Annotated in this window: 20 protein-coding genes; 16 read left to right on the forward strand and 4 right to left on the reverse strand. The window is 43.3% G+C overall.

Annotated elements, in window-relative coordinates:
* Positions 1 to 104 precede the first annotated feature (104 nt).
* The 7 genes from ACUXV2_RS03155 to ACUXV2_RS03185 all read left to right on the forward strand — a co-directional run bounded on the left by ACUXV2_RS03155 (position 105) and on the right by ACUXV2_RS03185 (position 6500).
* Positions 105 to 1760: an FAD-binding dehydrogenase gene (locus ACUXV2_RS03155; RefSeq protein ID WP_446245617.1), complete on the forward strand. Its 1656-nt coding sequence runs from the start codon at positions 105 to 107 to the stop codon at positions 1758 to 1760.
* 653 nt (positions 1761 to 2413) lie between these two features.
* Entirely contained in the window at positions 2414 to 2587 is a 174-nt protein-coding gene (locus ACUXV2_RS03160) for a hypothetical protein (RefSeq protein WP_446245618.1), read from the forward strand.
* An 82-nt stretch (positions 2588 to 2669) separates the two neighbouring features.
* Entirely contained in the window at positions 2670 to 2909 is a 240-nt protein-coding gene (locus ACUXV2_RS03165; protein WP_446245619.1) for a hypothetical protein, read from the forward strand.
* Between the two features lie 81 nt (positions 2910 to 2990).
* On the forward strand, positions 2991 to 3317 hold the full coding sequence (locus ACUXV2_RS03170; RefSeq protein ID WP_446245620.1) for a hypothetical protein: 327 nt from the start codon (positions 2991 to 2993) through the stop codon (positions 3315 to 3317).
* A gap of 84 nt (positions 3318 to 3401) precedes the next feature.
* On the forward strand, positions 3402 to 4058 hold the full coding sequence (locus ACUXV2_RS03175; protein WP_446246993.1) for a class I SAM-dependent methyltransferase: 657 nt from the start codon (positions 3402 to 3404) through the stop codon (positions 4056 to 4058).
* Positions 4059 to 4122: 64 nt separating this feature from the next.
* The gene (locus tag ACUXV2_RS03180) at positions 4123 to 4905 is read left to right on the forward strand and encodes a phosphotransferase (protein ID WP_446245621.1); all 783 of its coding nucleotides are present in this window, start codon (positions 4123 to 4125) and stop codon (positions 4903 to 4905) included.
* A 143-nt stretch (positions 4906 to 5048) separates the two neighbouring features.
* A complete protein-coding gene (locus ACUXV2_RS03185; RefSeq protein WP_446245622.1) occupies positions 5049 to 6500 on the forward strand; it encodes a spore germination protein in 1452 nt (483 codons plus the stop codon).
* Positions 6501 to 6674: 174 nt separating this feature from the next.
* Here the strand turns inward: ACUXV2_RS03185 and ACUXV2_RS03190 are convergent, their stop codons facing one another.
* Positions 6675 to 7115, reverse strand: coding sequence for a hypothetical protein (locus ACUXV2_RS03190; RefSeq protein WP_446245623.1), 441 nt, complete (start codon positions 7113 to 7115; stop codon positions 6675 to 6677).
* 211 nt (positions 7116 to 7326) lie between these two features.
* Between ACUXV2_RS03190 and ACUXV2_RS03195 the strand changes: the two genes are divergently transcribed.
* From ACUXV2_RS03195 to ACUXV2_RS03230, 8 genes are all read left to right on the forward strand, one after another.
* Positions 7327 to 8847 (forward strand): MDR family MFS transporter, encoded by a 1521-nt coding sequence (locus ACUXV2_RS03195; RefSeq protein ID WP_446245624.1) that lies wholly within the window; start codon positions 7327 to 7329, stop codon positions 8845 to 8847.
* Between the two features lie 158 nt (positions 8848 to 9005).
* Positions 9006 to 9530, forward strand: coding sequence for a phosphatase PAP2 family protein (locus ACUXV2_RS03200; protein WP_446245625.1), 525 nt, complete (start codon positions 9006 to 9008; stop codon positions 9528 to 9530).
* 57 nt (positions 9531 to 9587) lie between these two features.
* The gene (locus ACUXV2_RS03205; RefSeq protein ID WP_446245626.1) at positions 9588 to 10751 is read left to right on the forward strand and encodes a glycosyltransferase family 4 protein; all 1164 of its coding nucleotides are present in this window, start codon (positions 9588 to 9590) and stop codon (positions 10749 to 10751) included.
* A gap of 230 nt (positions 10752 to 10981) precedes the next feature.
* Complete coding sequence (locus ACUXV2_RS03210; RefSeq protein ID WP_446245627.1) at positions 10982 to 11851, forward strand: hypothetical protein; 870 nt, start codon at positions 10982 to 10984, stop codon at positions 11849 to 11851.
* Between the two features lie 103 nt (positions 11852 to 11954).
* Positions 11955 to 12527, forward strand: coding sequence for a DUF4256 domain-containing protein (locus ACUXV2_RS03215; RefSeq protein ID WP_446245628.1), 573 nt, complete (start codon positions 11955 to 11957; stop codon positions 12525 to 12527).
* Positions 12528 to 12872: 345 nt separating this feature from the next.
* A complete protein-coding gene (locus tag ACUXV2_RS03220; RefSeq protein WP_446246994.1) occupies positions 12873 to 13337 on the forward strand; it encodes an N-acetyltransferase family protein in 465 nt (154 codons plus the stop codon).
* Positions 13338 to 13496: 159 nt separating this feature from the next.
* On the forward strand, positions 13497 to 13808 hold the full coding sequence (locus ACUXV2_RS03225) for a hypothetical protein (protein ID WP_446245629.1): 312 nt from the start codon (positions 13497 to 13499) through the stop codon (positions 13806 to 13808).
* Positions 13809 to 13951: 143 nt separating this feature from the next.
* The gene (locus ACUXV2_RS03230) at positions 13952 to 14170 is read left to right on the forward strand and encodes a cyclase (RefSeq protein ID WP_446245630.1); all 219 of its coding nucleotides are present in this window, start codon (positions 13952 to 13954) and stop codon (positions 14168 to 14170) included.
* A gap of 151 nt (positions 14171 to 14321) precedes the next feature.
* On the opposite strand, the gene ACUXV2_RS03235 is transcribed toward ACUXV2_RS03230, so the two are convergent.
* Positions 14322 to 14831 carry a 2'-5' RNA ligase family protein gene (locus ACUXV2_RS03235; protein ID WP_446245631.1) on the reverse strand — a complete coding sequence of 170 codons (510 nt, stop codon included), beginning with the start codon at positions 14829 to 14831 and terminating at the stop codon, positions 14322 to 14324.
* Positions 14832 to 14914: 83 nt separating this feature from the next.
* A complete protein-coding gene (locus ACUXV2_RS03240) occupies positions 14915 to 15799 on the reverse strand; it encodes an NAD(P)-dependent oxidoreductase (RefSeq protein ID WP_446245632.1) in 885 nt (294 codons plus the stop codon).
* A 263-nt stretch (positions 15800 to 16062) separates the two neighbouring features.
* On the opposite strand from ACUXV2_RS03240, the gene ACUXV2_RS03245 reads away from it, so the two are divergent.
* A complete protein-coding gene (locus ACUXV2_RS03245) occupies positions 16063 to 17742 on the forward strand; it encodes a glycoside hydrolase family 13 protein (RefSeq protein ID WP_446245633.1) in 1680 nt (559 codons plus the stop codon).
* Between the two features lie 94 nt (positions 17743 to 17836).
* On the opposite strand, the gene ACUXV2_RS03250 is transcribed toward ACUXV2_RS03245, so the two are convergent.
* Complete coding sequence (locus ACUXV2_RS03250; RefSeq protein ID WP_446245634.1) at positions 17837 to 17959, reverse strand: hypothetical protein; 123 nt, start codon at positions 17957 to 17959, stop codon at positions 17837 to 17839.
* Positions 17960 to 18192: the final 233 nt, after the last annotated feature.

An 18192-nucleotide genomic window follows, 5' to 3' on the forward strand; every position in this document is an offset into this window, starting at 1 on the left:
TTCTAATAATTAATTGACCCTCTTCAAAAGCCGGGTTTATACTGAAACTAATGAACACAGCGCAACTTTTTAAAAAAAGGAAACACGAGAAAAGTGGGGATGAAATGGACTATGATGTAATCGCTGTTGGTGCCGGGATTGCAGGACTTACTGCAGTTGCAGAAATAGCTGATGCAGGCAAAAAAGTACTGCTTCTCGATCAAGAACCTGAAGCTTCACTTGGCGGACAGGCCTGGTGGTCATTCGGCGGTTTATTTCTGGTGGATTCACCGGAGCAGAGAAGACTTGGGATAAAGGATTCTAAGGAATTGGCCTGGCAGGATTGGCTCGGGACAGCTGGCTTTGACAGGGGTTCAGATGAAGATTACTGGGCCCGGAAATGGGCTGAAGCCTATGTCGATTTTGCAGCAGGTCAAAAGCGTGCCTGGCTGCATGAGATGGGTATCCGGTTCTTTCCGGTTGTAGGATGGGCGGAAAGGGGCGGTCACCTGGCGGATGGACACGGCAACTCAGTGCCAAGGTTCCATATTGTATGGGGAACGGGACCGGGGATAGTCGAACCGTTTGAGAATAGAGTCCGTGAACATATGAAGAACGGACTGGTGACTTATCTTCCAAGGCATCGTGTGGACCAGTTGATCAGCCAGAGCGGCACTGTTACTGGAGTGACGGGATCGGTTCTTGCGGAGAGTATCGCACAAAGGGGAGAAGACAGCAGCAGGGAAGTGATCGGAAGCTTCGAGTATTCTGCCCAGGCGGTCTTGGTGTCGAGCGGCGGCATCGGGGCTAACCACGATCTGATCAGGAAAAATTGGCCGAGCAGGCTGGGGCTGCCGCCAAAGAAAATGATTTCAGGTGTCCCGGCACATGTAGACGGACGAATGCTTGCCATTACGGAAGAAGCAGGCGGCAGGATTGTGAACAGGGACCGGATGTGGCATTACACGGAAGGCATACATAATTGGAATCCTGTGTGGAGCAATCATGGCATCAGGATCCTTCCAGGCCCGTCTTCCATCTGGCTTGACGCGAAAGGTGAGAGATTCCAAGCTCCGAATTTTCCTGGGTTTGATACATTGGGAACACTGGAAGCCATTAAGAAAACCGGCTACGACTATTCCTGGTTCATCCTGACACAGAAAATCATTGAAAAGGAATTCGCCCTCTCAGGGTCCGAGCAAAATCCAGACCTCACCGGAAAGAGCATCCGAAAAGTCCTGGGACGTGCACTCCCGGGAGCATCCGGACCGGTGCAGGCATTTATGGATAAAGGAGAAGACTTCATCATATCAGATGGTCTGGAAGATCTCGTGGATCGAATGAACAAACTAGCTGGAGAAAACCTGTTGGACTTTTCAGAGGTAAAGAGACAAATAGAAGCCAGGGACCGTGAAATAGACAATAAGTTTACGAAAGATCTTCAAATCACAGCCATGCGTGGTGCACGTCATTACATTGGCGACAAATTGATCCGTGTCGCTCCGCCTCATAAAATACTCGATCCGAAAAACGGACCGCTCATTGCCGTCCGCTTGAACATTGTCAGCCGCAAAACACTGGGCGGACTGCAGACGGATCTGAGCGGAAGGGTCCTAGATGCAAATGGTGAAGTAATACCAGGTCTCTATGCCGCTGGTGAGGCATCCGGATTTGGGGGAGGCGGTCTGCATGGCTACAGGGCACTGGAAGGAACCTTTGTGGGTGGATGCCTGTTCAGCGGCAGGGTGGCTGGCAGGGCGATTAGTAAGGATGTTGAGTGATTATTTACAGTTCCTTTTTTTTGAAAATAAAGACGATGCTTTGAATTCGGCCTGTTTTCAAGTGCAAAACTAAAAATATAATCTAAGGGCGCCGAGTAACATGTTCTCGGCCCTTTTTAATAGGAGTCTTGTACTCTGTTTTTTATAAAAAACAGAGTACAAGACTCTTTGGGTTAAATATGATGATTCATAACTTGTTTTGTTAAAATACCCAATTATTGGTACTTATGTAGTAATATGAATAATGTGCATCTAAGAGGACTGAATATGGAGGTGAATTTTTTTGAGTGAAATAAAAAAGCTTTTAATTAAGATGACCGAAAGTATTACATTCTTACTCATTGGCTTTCTCTTCACGTTTTACGTACTGAAACCTGTTTACCAAATGTCCGGAATTCAATTTATGGGAAATGTATGGGTGAATTGGTTTGGGATGACGTATATATTTTTTGTTTTATACACTTTAGTTGGTGGTTTGTTTTTATTTAAGGAAAGCATTCTCTATAAGCAGCGAATTTCTTCGGTCTTTTTCTGGCTTTTATTCATAGGTTCGAATTATGTAGTGTTTGTTCCTTTTCTAAAGGGTGAAAATCCGTTTTAGAATTATTTTATAGGGTGCTGCAGAGTCATTGTTTTTCTAGAGGGGAAAGGGGATGGTTCGTATGTGGTGGTTTGTGATTCTGATTTCAGGGATTCTACTTTTTGCATGGTTGATTGATTGGAGAAGAAAAAAGAATAACAACAATAAACATACCCAAGGGAAGAACCCTTCAGCGAAATCGGGGGAAAGCAGCAATTATCAATCAGGGGAAGGCAGGGATTGGTGATTTATTTACTTCTGTTATAAGAAAGTGCAGATTCTGACCCCCGGCTTTAATGGGTTTTATGGTAAGGGTGGGTGATGATGAATTGAAGGAAAATCGAGGCGAAAAAATTCTGTTAGGCATCGGCTGGTTATCTGTGGCAGGCGCTTTTATCTCTTCATCCGTTTTTTTAGGGATCATAGCGGTTTGCATTGGTGCAGTGTTGAGAATGGACTATGAGGAGAACAGGCACGGACTTTATCTCATAGTAATGGGCATCATAAGCGGACTATCAGGGCCGATTTTGGGAACACTGTTGATTTGGTATATGGATAACCATTTTTAGAGGTGCATATGGTTTTGCGATAATAAATAGTAGTATTTAAGCTCCAGGTCATTCTTTAACCGAAATAGGAAGGGGGATACGGTGACAAATAGAGTAAAGAAAGAATTACTTTTACTATCCGTTTTTTTAGTTATTGTGTTGGCTCTCCTATCAGTTTGGTATGGAATAAAACCGGATCATCTCGGTATTGTAAGAGAGTTAGAGGAGAATAAATTCACCTTATATCCTGAGAAAATAAATCCGGAAGAAGAACCGTTTATCCCTGATATTTACTTTTCTAAGGATACGAAGATTTCAGGAGAAACTACAAGCATGCTGGATTTAAAAGAAGATCAAGTCGTAAAAGTATGGATTGATGAAATTGAGGGAGAGTACATGGCAAAAAAGATCATCATTACTAAAGAATAGGTTACTTTGGTATGGTTGTTTCTACAGATTGCGTCGGAACCATCCCACTCAATCCCCGGAAAGTAGGAGATCAAATTGAATCAAATGAAAACATTTTGGGACAGAAAGTATTCAGAAGTAGATCAGTTATGGGGAGTACACCCCAAAAGTACTCTCGTCAAATATAAGAGTCTAATTCCCAGTAATGGGAAAGTTCTTGATTTAGGTATAGGAGAAGGAAGGAATGCCCTCTATTTTTCAAGCCTTGGATATGAGGTAGAAGGAGTGGATATTTCAGAGAGTGCCATACAGCGCTGCAATGAGTGGGCTGAAAAAGCGGAACTTAGAGTGAAAACGACTGTATGTGATCTGAGAGAATATCAAATTGAAGAAAATTCTTATTCTTTGATCATCCTATCGAATGTCCTACCCTTTTTTCATGATGAGGAGATTGAAGAAATCATTCAAAAAGCGAAAGCCGGATTGATTGAGGGAGGATTGATTTACATCAATGCTTTCGATGTAAATGATCCAAGTTTTGAAAAGAGTAAACAAACATGTAAAGAAGTCTCCAAGAATACATTTTATCGTCCAAAAACAGATTCCCATATGCATTATTTCACTAGCAGCGAGTTAAAGGATTATTTCCATGGCTACACTCCCATTACCTTAGCCGAAACATACTTATTGGATTTAGCGCATGGAGAACCGCATTATCATGGAACGATAGAGGTGTTGATGAAAAAGAATGAAGTAGATTAATAGTATTTCTACTAAATGAAAATTCACTATAGATTACGATATTCAGAAAGGAGGAGTCGTGCACATGACAAACGAAGAAACGCTGACAGGCGGGAATGTTTCACACGTCGTTCGTAAAGGGGATACTGTCCGACGGGAATTAAAGCCGGAGAGTGCCAAGATACATACGTTATTAAATCATCTTGAAAGCAAAGGATATCCTTATTCACCGAAGTTTCTGGGGATCGATGAAAAAGGCAGAGAAACGTTAACATTCATTGAAGGAGAAGCAGGGAATTATCCTTTAAAAGAATACATGTGGTCCAATGAAGTTTTAAAAGACATAGCCAAAATGCTCCGTCACTATCATGATGCGGTCAGTGATTTTTCTACTGAGGAAGGCTGGAAGCCGATCGATAAGACTCCCCAGCCATATGAGGTACTGTGCCATAATGATTTTGCCGTTTACAATATTATCTTTCATCATGAGAAACCAGTCGGGATCATCGATTTTGATGTGGCCGGCCCTGGTCCAAGGCTGTGGGACATCGCCTATACGCTTTACACTTGCGTCCCATTAAGCAGGGTTTATTATTCTGAAATAGGTGAGGCCGTTTATTACCAAACATCACAGCATGCCGACCGTATAAGACAAAGAGTTGCCTTGTTTCTTGAATCCTACGGTAAGGAAATGGAAGAAGACTATGTGGATATGGTGTTGCTGCGATTGGAAGGATTATGTTCAACGATTAAAAGAAAGGCAGATGAAGGCGATCTTGCTTTTCAAAAAATGATGGAAGAAGGACACCTGGAGCATTATAAAAAGGATATTGAATTCATTCGTAAGTATGGAAAAGAGTGGGTTTAAGGGAAACCTGAGTACCGAAGTGCTTTTCCTGAAAGATCAGGCTGCGTAAAAAGCAGCCTTTTTCTTTTTTGAAAGGATCAGGGTATCAGAAAAAGTATAGTATTTTGCCATTTCCTCATACTACCTTTAAGGGAGGATGAAGGATGTCGAACATAGAAATTCAACAATGCCTTAAAGAAAATATTAAACATATAAAGAATACGTTTCATGATTCATCTGACCTTATCGTAAGAAAAATAAGGGCGGGTTTCAACGATACGCTGGAAATGAATGTTGTCTATCTGGACGGAATTATTGATGCAGATCTTATTCAGGAAAATGTGATTAAGCCTTTGTTAGAACCTTTCCAAACTGATAGCTCCGAGGTATCCATCGTAGATCAAATAATTGAAAGAATGATTGAATCTGCAAATGTGAAAACGACTGCTGAGTTTAAAGAAATGATCAATGCGATCGTACGGGGAAGTACCGTATTACTGATAAACGGGTATCAGCAAGTAATCATTATTCCATCCCCGAAGTGGGCGGAAAGAAGTGTTGAAGCATCAACAGGAGAGCGTTCGGTACGAGGCCCACAAATAGGATTAACGGAAAAAATCAAAACAAATATTAATTTGATAAGGGGGTCAATAAAAACTCCAGATTTTTGTGTGGAAACAGTGGAAGTAGGCACCATTTCACCAACATCTGTTTCGATCTTATATATTGAAGGTATTGTCGATAAAGGAATATTAAAAGAAGTAAAAAAAAGGGTAAAGAGTCTTAAGATAAAGTATGTCCTTACTGAAAGAGTAGTAGAGGATGCATTAGAAGGAAAACCGAGTTCTTTCTTTCCACGGGTAAGACATTCTGAACGGATTGATGGGGTAGTATCCACTTTATTTGAAGGAAGAGTGGTCATCATTGTTGATGGGTACCCTTTTGCTATCATAGCTCCTGCTTTATTTATTGATTTTACTCAGGCACCTGATGATTACCATATATCGCTGGGCAGGTTCACTAGCAGAATCATCCGATTGATCTCTTTTTTTATAGGGGTTTATCTGCCTGCCATATATATTGCGATCGCAAATTTCCATAAAGATGATTTGCCAGACAAGATTTCAAAAGCAATCATTTCCAAGGATGAATTACTTCCAACTTTTTGGGAAATGGTTATTCTTTTATTTTTGATCAGAATGTTAGTGGATGTTTCGTTTCGTCTTCCGCAAAGTGCGGTGCTTTTGATTTCTTTAATTGGGACAATCGTGATCGGTGAAACAGCGGTTACGGCAAAGTTAATTCACCCAGTGAGTCTAATCGTTATCGGGATAACAGCTCTTTCCAGCTTCTTAGGTGTTAACAGGGGACTTGCGGCACCTGATACCGTAATAAGAATCCTTTTTTTGCTGGTTGCTAATTTTTTTGGATTTACCGGTATCATCATTGCGACGACCATTCTGATCATGTATATGGTGAGTCTAAAATCAGTAGGTGTACCTTATCTATCTCCTATCATTCCTTTTAAAATGCAGGAATTGAAAGATACGTTTTATAGAGGAGACTTACAGAAACTGACCAATAGCAAACATACTTATACCGAAGATAATGAGTAATATTTGCATGGTGAACCATTACAACGTTAGGTAACACACTTATAAGTCACCCGTTCATTGTCGTTGGCATTTCCTTTGAAGATCTTTTCAGGTGCTTTATCGAGCACCTGATTGGGCATGAAAAAAGGAAATCCCCAAATAGGCATTTCCATTTTCAATACAATCTAATGCTTATTAAAATAACACATCATGAAAAGCATCGTTAACCAGATTGATATACCGGACCCAAACGATGACCGCGCAGGCAATCACGACACTGTTTGCTCCGAGGGTCCAGAAAAGGAATTTTTTTCTTTTCGATTTGTTCCCCTCCCACTTTTCACTGAGCAGGACAGAGTAAGAAGCAATAAACAAAGGAGTGATCAGAATTCCGAAGAGGAGCCAGTTGTTGAATTCACTCATGTACTCTCCCATGACCGCCAAGCTCTCCCGTTCATTGCTGACATCGCTGCCTCCAATGGGATGAGGTCCGCTGAAACCGTCGTACATGACCAGTTGATTCTTTTCATTGACGTCATATTTCAGGAATTGAAAATCAAGGCCAAATCCATAAATGGCAAGCATGAACCCAAGGCTGATGACGAAAGTGAACCCCCATATACGTTTTTTTGACATGTTAACCATCCCCCTTCCCTCTACTATATTCCTAATTATTCCAAATTAAAAGAGTATTTCACCAGGATTATGTTCATGGGAAATGAACTACTGCTTGATTTTACTTGCATGACCGTCTTTTCATCAGGCCGTTTTAAACTAGACATATCTTGCCAAAAGTCTATAATGAAAGGGACATTAGCACATTTCTTACATAAAAAGGGTGACATATATGGTAGCAAAAGAAAGCAATATGAAGCTGGCGCTTGCAGGTCTCTTGCTCGGGATCTTGATGTCGGCGATGGATAATACCATTGTGGCGACTGCGCTTGGATCGATTGTTTCCGATCTTGGCGGGCTCGACAAGTTTGTCTGGGTGACGTCTGCTTATATGGTGGCTGTCATGGCCGGAATGCCGATTTTCGGAAAGCTGTCCGACATGTATGGCAGGAAGCGGTTTTACATATTCGGTCTTACCATTTTCCTGATTGGTTCGGCACTTTGCGGGATTGCACAGGATATCGTGCAGCTGAGTATTTTCAGGGCGATTCAGGGAATCGGGGGAGGAGCGCTACTCCCGATAGCGTTTACGATCGTATTTGATATTTTTCCTCCTGAGAAAAGAGGGAAGATGACGGGTATACTTGGGGCTGTATTCGGATCAGCTTCTGTATTCGGGCCGCTGATTGGTGCGTTCCTGACCGACAATCTCAGCTGGCACTGGGTGTTTTACGTGAACCTGCCTATTGGGCTTCTTTCATTATTCTTCATCATCACTGCGTATAAAGAATCTCCGCAGCGGTCCGATCAGCGAATCGATTGGGGAGGGGCCATCACTCTTGTCATTGCGGTGGTGAGCTTGATGTTTGCCCTTGAACTTGGCGGGAAGGAGTTCGCCTGGGCTTCCTGGCAGATCATTGGATTGCTGGCGGCATTTTTTGTGTTCATCATAAGCTTCATATTCATTGAACGAAAGGCAGCAGAGCCGATCATCTCGTTCTGGATGTTCAAGAGTCCATTGTTTGCATCCTCTCAGGCACTTGCCTTTTTGTACGGTGCGGCGTTCATCATCCTGACCATCCTGATCCCGATTTTCGTTCAATCAGTGTATGGAGGTTCTGCCACGAATGCAGGGATGATATTGACGCCGTTAATGCTTGGATCTGTGGTCGGTAGTGCGATTGCCGGGATGCGGATGACGAAGACCAGTTACCGGAACATCATGTGGGTGTCTATCATCGCCTTCATCACAGGGATGCTGCTTCTTACAACGATGGGTCCGGACACGAGCAGGATCCTCTTGACGCTCTATATGATCCTGAGCGGCTTTGGTGTCGGGTTCTCCTTTTCGCTTCTTCCCAATGCGACGATCCATAAGCTTGATCCGCGATTCAGGGGATCGGCCAACTCAACCAATGCGTTCTTCCGTTCGCTTGGGATGACGATCGGGATCACGGTATATGGAACGCTGCAGACAAAGCTTTTCACTTCCAATCTGGAAGAAGCATTCAAAGGTCAGGGAGGGGGACAATCCTTCCCGGGCGGCGGAGATCCGCGAAGCATCTTCGAACCGGAAATGCGTGAGATGATTCCTGCCCCTGTCCTGGAAAAAATCACGACGGCCACGTCCGATTCGATCACGACGACATTTTCCTATGCTTTGATTCCCCTGATCATTGCACTGTTCTTTGTGTATCGCATGGGGAGCAGCAGGCTGGAAATCGAAAAAGAGACTTCAAAAGCATCCAGGTAAACAAAAGGAGAACGAGCAGTCAGCCTCGTTCTCCTTTTTGTTTTCACTTCTACTTTTACAATTCAACCCATTGAAATTTACACTTTTTTACCACTCCTTATAAGAGGCATAACAATCCGGAATTATAATGGAGGTGACTATTCAAAGGGGTGATTTCAATGGATCGAATGATTACAGGACTTCATAAGATGGATCAACAGCTATTTTACAAAATTAACGGCAGCAAGCAATTGTACCGCTCCTTCTTTGGGTTGATCACACACTTGGGAGGTGCCAGATTCTCCATTCTTTCCATCCTCGCATTGGCTCTTATAAGCGTATTCTATCCTTCCATCAGACCAGCCGTCTTTCAAGCCTTCCTTGTCTTGAGTGTCAGTCATTTCTTCATGCATGTCATTAAGCGTTCAGTGAAAAGGATCCGTCCATATCTTTCACTGCCTGATGTGATGCTGCACGGACATCCATTTGAGGATCACTCATTTCCGTCAGGCCACTCCACGGCCATCTTTTCCATCACGATCCCGTTCTTGCTTCACTATCCATCGGCCATCGTGATCTTGTTTCCCATCAGTGCGCTGGTTGCCTACTCGAGAGTCGTACTAGGCGTGCACTATCCTTCCGATGTGATGGCGGGTGCGTTCCTGGCATTGGGCACAGCGGTTTTGGTTTCCTTTTTGTACTAGGTGTCAACAGGCAAGACCCATAGAGAAAAACGGAATCACGAAAAAGGAGGGCTCAAGATGAGAATCGCTTTGTTTTCCGATACGTACCACCCCCAAGTAAATGGGGTGGCGAAAACATTGAAAAGGCTGACCGATTATTTTGAAAAGAGGGGCATCGAATACAAGGTATTCGTGCCTGAAACCGATGATCGGAAGGAACAGTATCCCAACGTCCATTCGTTTACAAGCTTTCCTTTTATCTTTTACCCTGAGTGCCGGACAGCTATCGCCAATCCCCATACGATCGAAAAGCAGCTGAAAGAATTCTCTCCTACGCTCATCCATGTCACCACACCACTGACGATGGGGCTGATCGGTGTCCGCTGTGCAAAGAAAATGAATATCCCACTAGTTGCCTCCTATCATACACATTTTGATTTTTACCTGGATTATTATAAGATGACTTGGCTGTCCCCATTGCTATGGAAATATATGAAGTGGTTTCATTCCACTGCCCGCAGGATCTTCGTCCCATCCACTGATACTAAAGAACATCTTGAATCAAAAGGATTCGAGCATCTGTCGATTTGGAGCAGGGGAGTGGACTGTGAAATGTTTTCTCCAAGTAAACGAAGCAAAGGAATGCGGGATGCCAGCCAGCTCCACGATAAACTTACTTTGTTATACGTAGGAAGACTGGCTCCTGAAAAGGATCTGGATACGTTGACGAAGATCATCAAGCTCATGCCCCAAGCTGTCAAAGATAGGGTTCAATGGACCATCGTCGGTGACGGGCCGCTGAAAAAAGAAATGGAAAGTGATTTACACGGTGAAAACGTCTTGTTCACCGGTTACCTGAACGGAGAGGATCTGGCAGATACCTACGCTTCCTCTGATCTCTTCGTTTTCCCGTCCGCTTCTGAAACATTCGGGAATGTCGTGTTAGAGGCATTTGCCTCAGGACTCCCGGCCATCGTTGCTGACAAAGGGGGAGTCACCACCATAGTGGAAGACGGAATAAACGGCAGGATTGCGAAAGCCCATCACTACCAATCCTTCATAGAGGCAATCAAAGGAATTACAGAAAACGAGGAATTGCATCAATCCATGAGCCGGCAAGCAAGAGAAAAAGCTGAGCACCTCTCCTGGGACAGCATTTTCAAAAAACTCGAGTTTGAATACAGGGAAGTACAATCCCTCGCGATTGAAGAAGTTGCAGGTAAGAGGGTTTCATCATTATAGAGGCCCGTCCCTCGATACGTTAATGAGGTAAAGAAGAATGATAACTTGATAGACATACGTGTGCCTAATGAGAGTGATTTCATTAGGTTCTTTTCATTTGAAGTGTGGATTATTTTTTCATGTTATTCTAGAAGAAGCAGATGATGATCATTTGTAAACAATTGCAATTGCGAATTTAGAGGATTCAGACTCTACATAGAGAAATACTTTTTAGAAGGGGAGGGGAAAAAGTGAATATACACTATCGCTTCTATGAAGATGAACAAGATATGGATATGCAATATGAGTTTTGGAAAAAAGCCACAGCAGACCTGCCTTATGCCTGGAAAAGTACAAAATCACCAACGCTCTTCAAGGAAGGGGAACATTTTCATCCTCAATCAAGATGCTTTGCATTTGATGGGGAAGAACTGGTGGGATACATGAGCTTCACCGGCTCAAAGAAGTTTGTTTCACTCGGTTATCCATGGGTGAAAGAAGGCTATCAGATGATCCGTGACGATCTCTTCCAACGTGTTTTTGATTTTGCCTCAAGTGAGGAATTCGGTGCCAACATGTTCGCTCAGCGTTTCAGGGAACAATGGACAGAGCAAGTGGATTATTTTACATCCAAAGGCTTCGACATCACCAATGCATCCCCGATTTTGGGAACCACCATTTTGGAAGAACAGACTGCATTTTCTCCGCAAATGGATGGGCCATGGCGGATCGAGGAAGGGTTTGATTTTGAAAAGTGGAGAACGGTAACAGAACAGAATGGACAAGCAACCCAGCAGCAACTCGATATGATGAAGGAATATTACGGTTCGGTGGACTTTGACTTTTCTTTTGTCATAGAAGGAGAAGGGAAGCCGGCTGCCGTTATCGGGGTGACAATCAGGCCGGATACGGGGTATGCCGAGGCTTTGGCTGTTTCCATTTCTGATAGATATACAGATGATTTCGAAACGATCTTCCGGCTCATCATGAAGGAAACGTACCTGCGTGGCGGAAAGGTGATCGGTGTGTATGAGAGTGATGTTCCGTCAATAAATCAATCCGACTTAGGTTTGGAGATCGTGACGAAGGATATCATGATGGTAAAAGAACTGAGTGACTAGATTCACATTTTGCCGGAAGCCCCGAACCCGTTATGGAACGGAGGTTTCCGGGAGACACATCTTGAATGTACATAAATCAATCATAATATGGAGGGATTTTTCCATGACAAATAAAATCAGCGATAACAAATTGACAAAAGAACAAACCAACGAATTACTGAACGTTTTGAAAGCACGTTTTGTGAAAAACATGCACCGCCATGAAGGCCATGAGTGGGCTAAAGTCCAAGAAAAGCTTGATGGAAATCCTGAAAAACTATGGTCGCTCAATGAAATGGAACGGACCGGCGGTGAACCGGACGTTATCGGGTTTGATGAAAAAAAGGACGCGTACATGTTCTGTGATTGTTCAGCGGAAAGTCCAAAAGGCCGCAGAAGTGTGTGCTACGACCGTGAAGCACTGGAGTCAAGAAAAAAACATAAACCGGAAAATAGCGCGATCGACATGGCCGTATCCATGGGAATCGAACTTTTGACGGAAGAACAATACAGAGCGCTGCAGGACCTGGAACGATTCGATAAGAAAACATCGAGCTGGGTGCAGACACCGGCTGATATCAGGGAACTCGGCGGTGCCCTTTTCTGCGATTTCCGCTTCGGTCATGTCTTCTTGTATCATAATGGGGCAGAGTCGTATTATGCTGCGAGAGGGTTTCGCGGGTTGTTGATGGTCTGAATTTGATAATGGATCATCTGGCAGAGCTCGTGCCTTAAGGGCAGGAGAGGGCCATACTTCATTTGTAGAAAATAGTATTCTAGAGAGACAGCACTGTTTTTTGAAGTAAATCTAAATGGGTAACTTAATATGTCTAATGTACGCCTAATGATAATTTTTTTTCATTAGGTTTTTTGTAATCATGCCTTTAATGGCCCATTTAATGGAACAAGTGTCTTGTGGAAATTCTGACAGTTTGAAATAATTGGTATCAAGGATTTTTTAGCTGTTCTCGGGTTGGATTTTCTCTATATTTATTAACAGTAATCCGTTAACAACAAACATCAAGGGGGATGTAAATTGGATATGCACATGAGAGAAGCCACAAAGAGTGATTATGAAGTGGTTCATCACATACAAAGACAAGTTCACGAATTCCATACCAAGGAAAGACCGGACCATTATAAAATGGCTGATGCCACGTTAGACAAAGAATATTTCAATAACTTGATAGATGGAGAAAACACGAAAGTATTCTTATTAGAAGGAGACCAACCAATCGCTTATACAATCATTACGATTAAACATACAGAGGCAAGACCCATTCTCATTCCAAAGAAAGTTGTCTACATGGACGATTTTGGTGTCGATCGTCAGTACAGAGGAAAAGGAATGGGGAAAATATTCTTTGGAAAAATAGTGGAGTTCGCAAAGACTATAGAAGCAGATTCATTAGAATTGGGCGTGTGGGAGTTTAACGAAAATGCTATAAAATTTTATGAATCAATGAATTTAAAGACAAAAATGAGACGGATGGGAATAGATTTATGACACTCTTCTTGTTGCATTATAGGTGGATAGCACTATCCTCTGCATGCTCTAGCTAGCGGCAAGCTTCAACGGGGTAAAATTTTTGAATAAATATTATGACTGAAAATTGAAACCTTCTAATTGGTCAATCGTAGGAATAATAGGTAAGGGGGCTATTATTTGAATAAAATAATTGGAAAATCATTACTGTCAGCAATCACAATTGCTTTATTGATTTGGGGTGCAAGTGTCATTTTTTCTTTTTCATATGGTGAATGGAGCTTCTTTATCGGTCTTGGGATCGCTGTTGTACTTTTCTTTTTTAACAGTAGTGGAGGGACTTTATCTAAAGGAGCCACTCTGGGAGCCAGTGCGGCAGGGTGGAAAATTCAAAAGGACAATGAGCTGAAAGCAAATGTAGGAGCAGTGTTTTATGGCTCAGTTTTATTTACCGTTGTAAGTTTTGTCTTAATGATTATTACTTATTTTTAACTGAAAGTATAACGCCATCATTGGTGAGGGATAGCTGAATGTCAGGCAACTGACGTTCAGCTTTTTTTATTCCTGGGGTTACTGTTTCATTCAACAAGAATATATATAATATCGACCTGAAACTGATCTGAGGTGGATTGTATATGGATAAAAGAGTGATATTCGACTTTGAAATCAAGTTTACAAATGGCGGGGGATTACAGGGGCAGGATTTTCGTCTTGATATTGATGGAGATGACATTACTGATGAAGAGTTAGAGGAGTATATCGTAAAGGATATGAGGCTGCTGATGGTAGGGGAAGTCAGGATCCTCAACAAAAAAATAATCAATGAAAAACATAAACGGAAGTCCGCGATATAGTATTGCTGTTGTATGAGCCGGTAAATCTAATATGGACAATATAATGTAGTATTGATGGAACAAAAGGTCGCCCTTCAGCCCGTTAATAAGTCGATGGAACGAGGAGCGGTCTTTCATTTATATATGCAATCTGGATATTGCGAAGGGATTGTCACTCAGAAATTCTATATTCATACTCAATCTCTGAAGTCCCGTCATCCGCTATTTGTTCAACGACAATCTTTCTTACTGTTGTTGTGAAAGGAGTATTGAAGCTTGCCGTTTGGTTCAATGCTTCTTTGAAAGCTGTTTCGTTTTTTAGCTTACCGACTGTCAAATGAGGCATATAGCTGATATCCCGTGCCAGGAACTTTTCAAGTGTTCCTTTGTACAATCGATCCCGAAGCTCGATAATAGAATCATTTCCACTCTTCACATTCAAAAATAAATAATGTTCCGCTGCCCCCGATACAGTTTGCAGCCTGATTTCAAAAGGCTTGATTCCCACTAAGCTGCTATTGATATGATTAATTAACTCATGCAGCGAGAGACTGCTTCCGAATGGATGCACCAGCGTGATGTGTGGTGGAATGAAGGAATACAGGGGATCATATTTTTCTCTCAACTCTTCGATTTCTTCAATATTATTAAATTGGGGGAAAATACATATCGATCGGTTCATCATATACATCACCTTCAATAGAATGTTGAGGCCAGTCCCACGACGCGTTAACACATTAACGCAGTCTGGGACGGGCGTTCAAATCAGTCAGCCTGACTCATGATTTCATAATACTGATAAAGTGCCTGCGTTCCTTTGTTCTCTCCGCCTGATTGACTCAGCTGATCATACAGTTCCTTCGCAAGCTTCAGTCCAGGAACAGGTACACTCATGTTTTCAGCAGAATCAATCGCGATTTTCATGTCCTTGATAAAATGTTTCACATAGAATCCGGGTTCAAAGTTTCCGTCAATCATGCGGGTGCCGAGGTTTGACAAGGACCAGCTTCCTGCTGCTCCGGCTTCGATGCTTTGCAGCACGGTTTTCGGATGGAGTCCTGCTTTTTCAGCATAAAAGATTGCCTCGCAGACGCCAAGCATCCCGGAAGCGATCGCGATCTGGTTGCACATTTTCGTATGCTGGCCGGCTCCGGCGTCTCCTTGCAGTACGATATTTTTCCCCATTGCTTCCAGGGCAGGGAGGATGCCTTCAAAGTGCTCTTTGTCACCGCCGGCCATGATGGTGAGGGCAGCGTTTCTGGCGCCGACATCACCGCCTGAAACAGGAGCATCGTATGCATGGATGCCAGCTTCTCTTGCTTGATCATAAATCGCTTTTGCCAGTTCGGGAGATGACGTGGTCATGTCAATCACATATGATCCTCTCTTGGCGTTGGCCAAAATGCCATTGTCGTTTAAATAGACTTCTTCCACGTCACTTGGATAGCCTACGATTGTAATGATGATGTCCGATTCTTTCGCAAGCGCTGCCACACTATCCTGCCAGCGTGCCCCTTCTTCCAGAAGGTCCGAAGCCTTTTCTTTCGTCCGAGTATATACATTCAGTCCAAAGCCAGCTTTCATGAGATTACGAGCCATGCTTTTTCCCATGACCCCGGTACCGATGAATCCAATCGTTTTCTTCTGCATTTCCTCGCCCGCTTTCTAGTTAGGAATTTATAAATCTATTAGTAAAAGTATACCAATACCACTTTAATAGGAACAGAATAAAAGAGGAGAAATCTTGAAGGGTTCATGATAAAGGCCCGTCCCTCGCTACGGTGCAGCCTTAACGTAACGGGGGATAGGCCATCGGATTTATATCTGTTAATGCAACCGGTTTCATAGTATACTAACTTTATTGAAGAATGATTGATGATCAACTAGATTCAACAATGTAAAGGAGCGGTAATATGTCTGAACAATGGTGGAAAGAAGCGGTTATCTATCAAATTTATCCACGCAGTTTCATGGATTCAAACGGCGACGGGATCGGCGATATCAAAGGGATCATTTCAAAGCTCGATTATCTGAAGGAGCTCGGGATCGATGTCATCTGGCTGTCACCGGTCTATCAATCTCCCAATGACGATAACGGCTATGACATCAGTGATTACCGAAACATCATGAATGAGTTCGGCACGATGACCGACTGGGAACGTCTCCTTGAGGAGATGCACAAGCGCGGCTTGAAGCTGATCATGGATCTTGTTGTGAATCACAGCTCGGATGAGCATGCGTGGTTCGTCGAGTCCAGAAAATCGAAGGACAATCCATACCGGGATTACTATATTTGGAGAGACGGAAAAGATGGAAGCGAGCCGAATAACTGGGAATCGTGCTTCAGCGGGTCTGCCTGGAAGTACGATGAGACAACGGATCAATATTTCCTGCACTTGTTCAGCCAGAAGCAGCCGGATTTGAACTGGGAAAACCCGAAGCTCCGCGAAGAAGTGTACGACATGATGAAATTCTGGCTCGATAAAGGAATCGACGGCTTTCGGATGGACGTTATCAATTTCATTTCCAAAGTAAACGGACTGCCTGATGCCGAGCAGCCTGATGGCCGCCAATATGCGCCGGGCGGCGACTATTTCATGAACGGTCCGAAAATCCATGACTATCTTCAGGAAATGCATGAAAAGGCACTTTCGGGTTACGATGTCATGACGGTCGGCGAAATGCCGGGGGTGAATGTGGAAGAAGCCAAGCTATATACAGCAGAGGAACGCAAAGAAGTGAATATGGTCTTCCAATTCGAACATGTGGACCTCGACGCAGGCCCCGGGGGCAAATGGGATCTTCGCCCAATGAAGATGAGCGCGCTTCGCGACAGCTTTACAAAATGGCAAAAAGGGCTTGAACAAGAAGGATGGAACAGCCTCTACCTGAACAATCATGACCAGCCGCGCATGGTATCTCGCTTCGCAAACGACAAGGAATACCGGGTCGAATCCGCGAAAATGCTCGCAACATTCCTTCATACGCTGAAAGGGACGCCGTATATTTATCAGGGTGAAGAGCTTGGAATGACAAACGTGAAATTTGATTCCATCGATGACTATCAAGACATCGAAACACTGAATATGTACCGCGAGAAAGTGATTGGAAACGGAGAAGACCATGACAAAGTGATGGAATCCATCTATGTGAAAGGCCGCGACAATGCCCGCACGCCGATCCAGTGGGATGACACGGAGCATGGTGGTTTCACGACCGGTGAGCCTTGGCTGAAAGTAAATCCTAACTACAAAGAAATCAACGCGAAACAAGCGATGGCGGATCCGGACTCAGTCTTCCATTACTACCGCAAGCTGATCGGACTTCGCAAAGAAAACCCGATCATGGTTTACGGCTCCTATGACCTCATCATGCCGGATCACGACCAGATTTATGCGTACAGAAGGCAATATGAAGGACAGACGATGATCGTCATGCTGAACTTCTCAGGTGACACACCGGTATTCAAGCTGCCTGCTGATTTTGAAAGCAAGGGTGAATTGCTTATCAGTAACTATGATGCAAATGCTGAAGAAGACATTCGGGAAGTGGAACTGCGCCCTTATGAGGCGCGGGTTTATATAATGAAATAATCAGTTTTGGAAAAGTACCTCTTTACGGGGTGCTTTTTTGTATTCAATCAAATAGAAAAGGAACCCTTGGTTGGAGTTCCTTGTTGTATTCCCGCTATTTCCTGTTCTTTTGGCTACCGTCTGCTTGTACAGATGCGATTTCTACTTTTTCGCTCATCTGCTTTTCAGCAAGCTTCTTCGCCGCTTCGTGCTGCTGGTTTTGAGTAGGCTTTGACATGCGTTTCCCTCCCGGTTCGTTATTCTTCATTAGTTTTGTTTTAAAGCGGAATATTATTCTCTTTAAAACAACGACAATTTTCCGCATTAAATAGACCCTATGTAACAAACCGACATCCGATATTCTGTCATAAACACAGGACTATCGTGGGGTTTTGTCGTTTTAAATCGAATTTCGCTGGATATCAAGGTATAATTTAGTACGGATGATAGATTCATACATAAGGGAGGAAC

Source organism: Rossellomorea sp. NS-SX7 (assembly GCF_052828565.1).

Bases quoted from the DNA above. Each gene is read 5' to 3' on its own strand.
- ACUXV2_RS03155 (WP_446245617.1), top strand. From the start codon at position 105: ATGGACTATGATGTAATCGCTGTTGGTGCCGGGATTGCAGGACTTACT.
- ACUXV2_RS03205 (WP_446245626.1), top strand. From the start codon at position 9,588: ATGAGAATCGCTTTGTTTTCCGATACGTACCACCCCCAAGTAAATGGG.
- ACUXV2_RS03190 (WP_446245623.1), bottom strand. From the start codon at position 7,115: ATGTCAAAAAAACGTATATGGGGGTTCACTTTCGTCATCAGCCTTGGG.
- ACUXV2_RS03235 (WP_446245631.1), bottom strand. From the start codon at position 14,831: ATGAACCGATCGATATGTATTTTCCCCCAATTTAATAATATTGAAGAA.
- ACUXV2_RS03215 (WP_446245628.1), top strand. From the start codon at position 11,955: ATGACAAATAAAATCAGCGATAACAAATTGACAAAAGAACAAACCAAC.
- ACUXV2_RS03195 (WP_446245624.1), top strand. From the start codon at position 7,327: ATGGTAGCAAAAGAAAGCAATATGAAGCTGGCGCTTGCAGGTCTCTTG.
- ACUXV2_RS03250 (WP_446245634.1), bottom strand. From the start codon at position 17,959: ATGTCAAAGCCTACTCAAAACCAGCAGCACGAAGCGGCGAAGAAGCTT.
- ACUXV2_RS03240 (WP_446245632.1), bottom strand. From the start codon at position 15,799: ATGCAGAAGAAAACGATTGGATTCATCGGTACCGGGGTCATGGGAAAA.
- ACUXV2_RS03200 (WP_446245625.1), top strand. From the start codon at position 9,006: ATGGATCGAATGATTACAGGACTTCATAAGATGGATCAACAGCTATTT.
- ACUXV2_RS03180 (WP_446245621.1), top strand. From the start codon at position 4,123: ATGACAAACGAAGAAACGCTGACAGGCGGGAATGTTTCACACGTCGTT.
- ACUXV2_RS03175 (WP_446246993.1), top strand. From the start codon at position 3,402: ATGAAAACATTTTGGGACAGAAAGTATTCAGAAGTAGATCAGTTATGG.
- ACUXV2_RS03245 (WP_446245633.1), top strand. From the start codon at position 16,063: ATGTCTGAACAATGGTGGAAAGAAGCGGTTATCTATCAAATTTATCCA.
- ACUXV2_RS03220 (WP_446246994.1), top strand. From the start codon at position 12,873: ATGCACATGAGAGAAGCCACAAAGAGTGATTATGAAGTGGTTCATCAC.
- ACUXV2_RS03160 (WP_446245618.1), top strand. From the start codon at position 2,414: ATGGTTCGTATGTGGTGGTTTGTGATTCTGATTTCAGGGATTCTACTT.
- ACUXV2_RS03185 (WP_446245622.1), top strand. From the start codon at position 5,049: ATGTCGAACATAGAAATTCAACAATGCCTTAAAGAAAATATTAAACAT.
- ACUXV2_RS03230 (WP_446245630.1), top strand. From the start codon at position 13,952: ATGGATAAAAGAGTGATATTCGACTTTGAAATCAAGTTTACAAATGGC.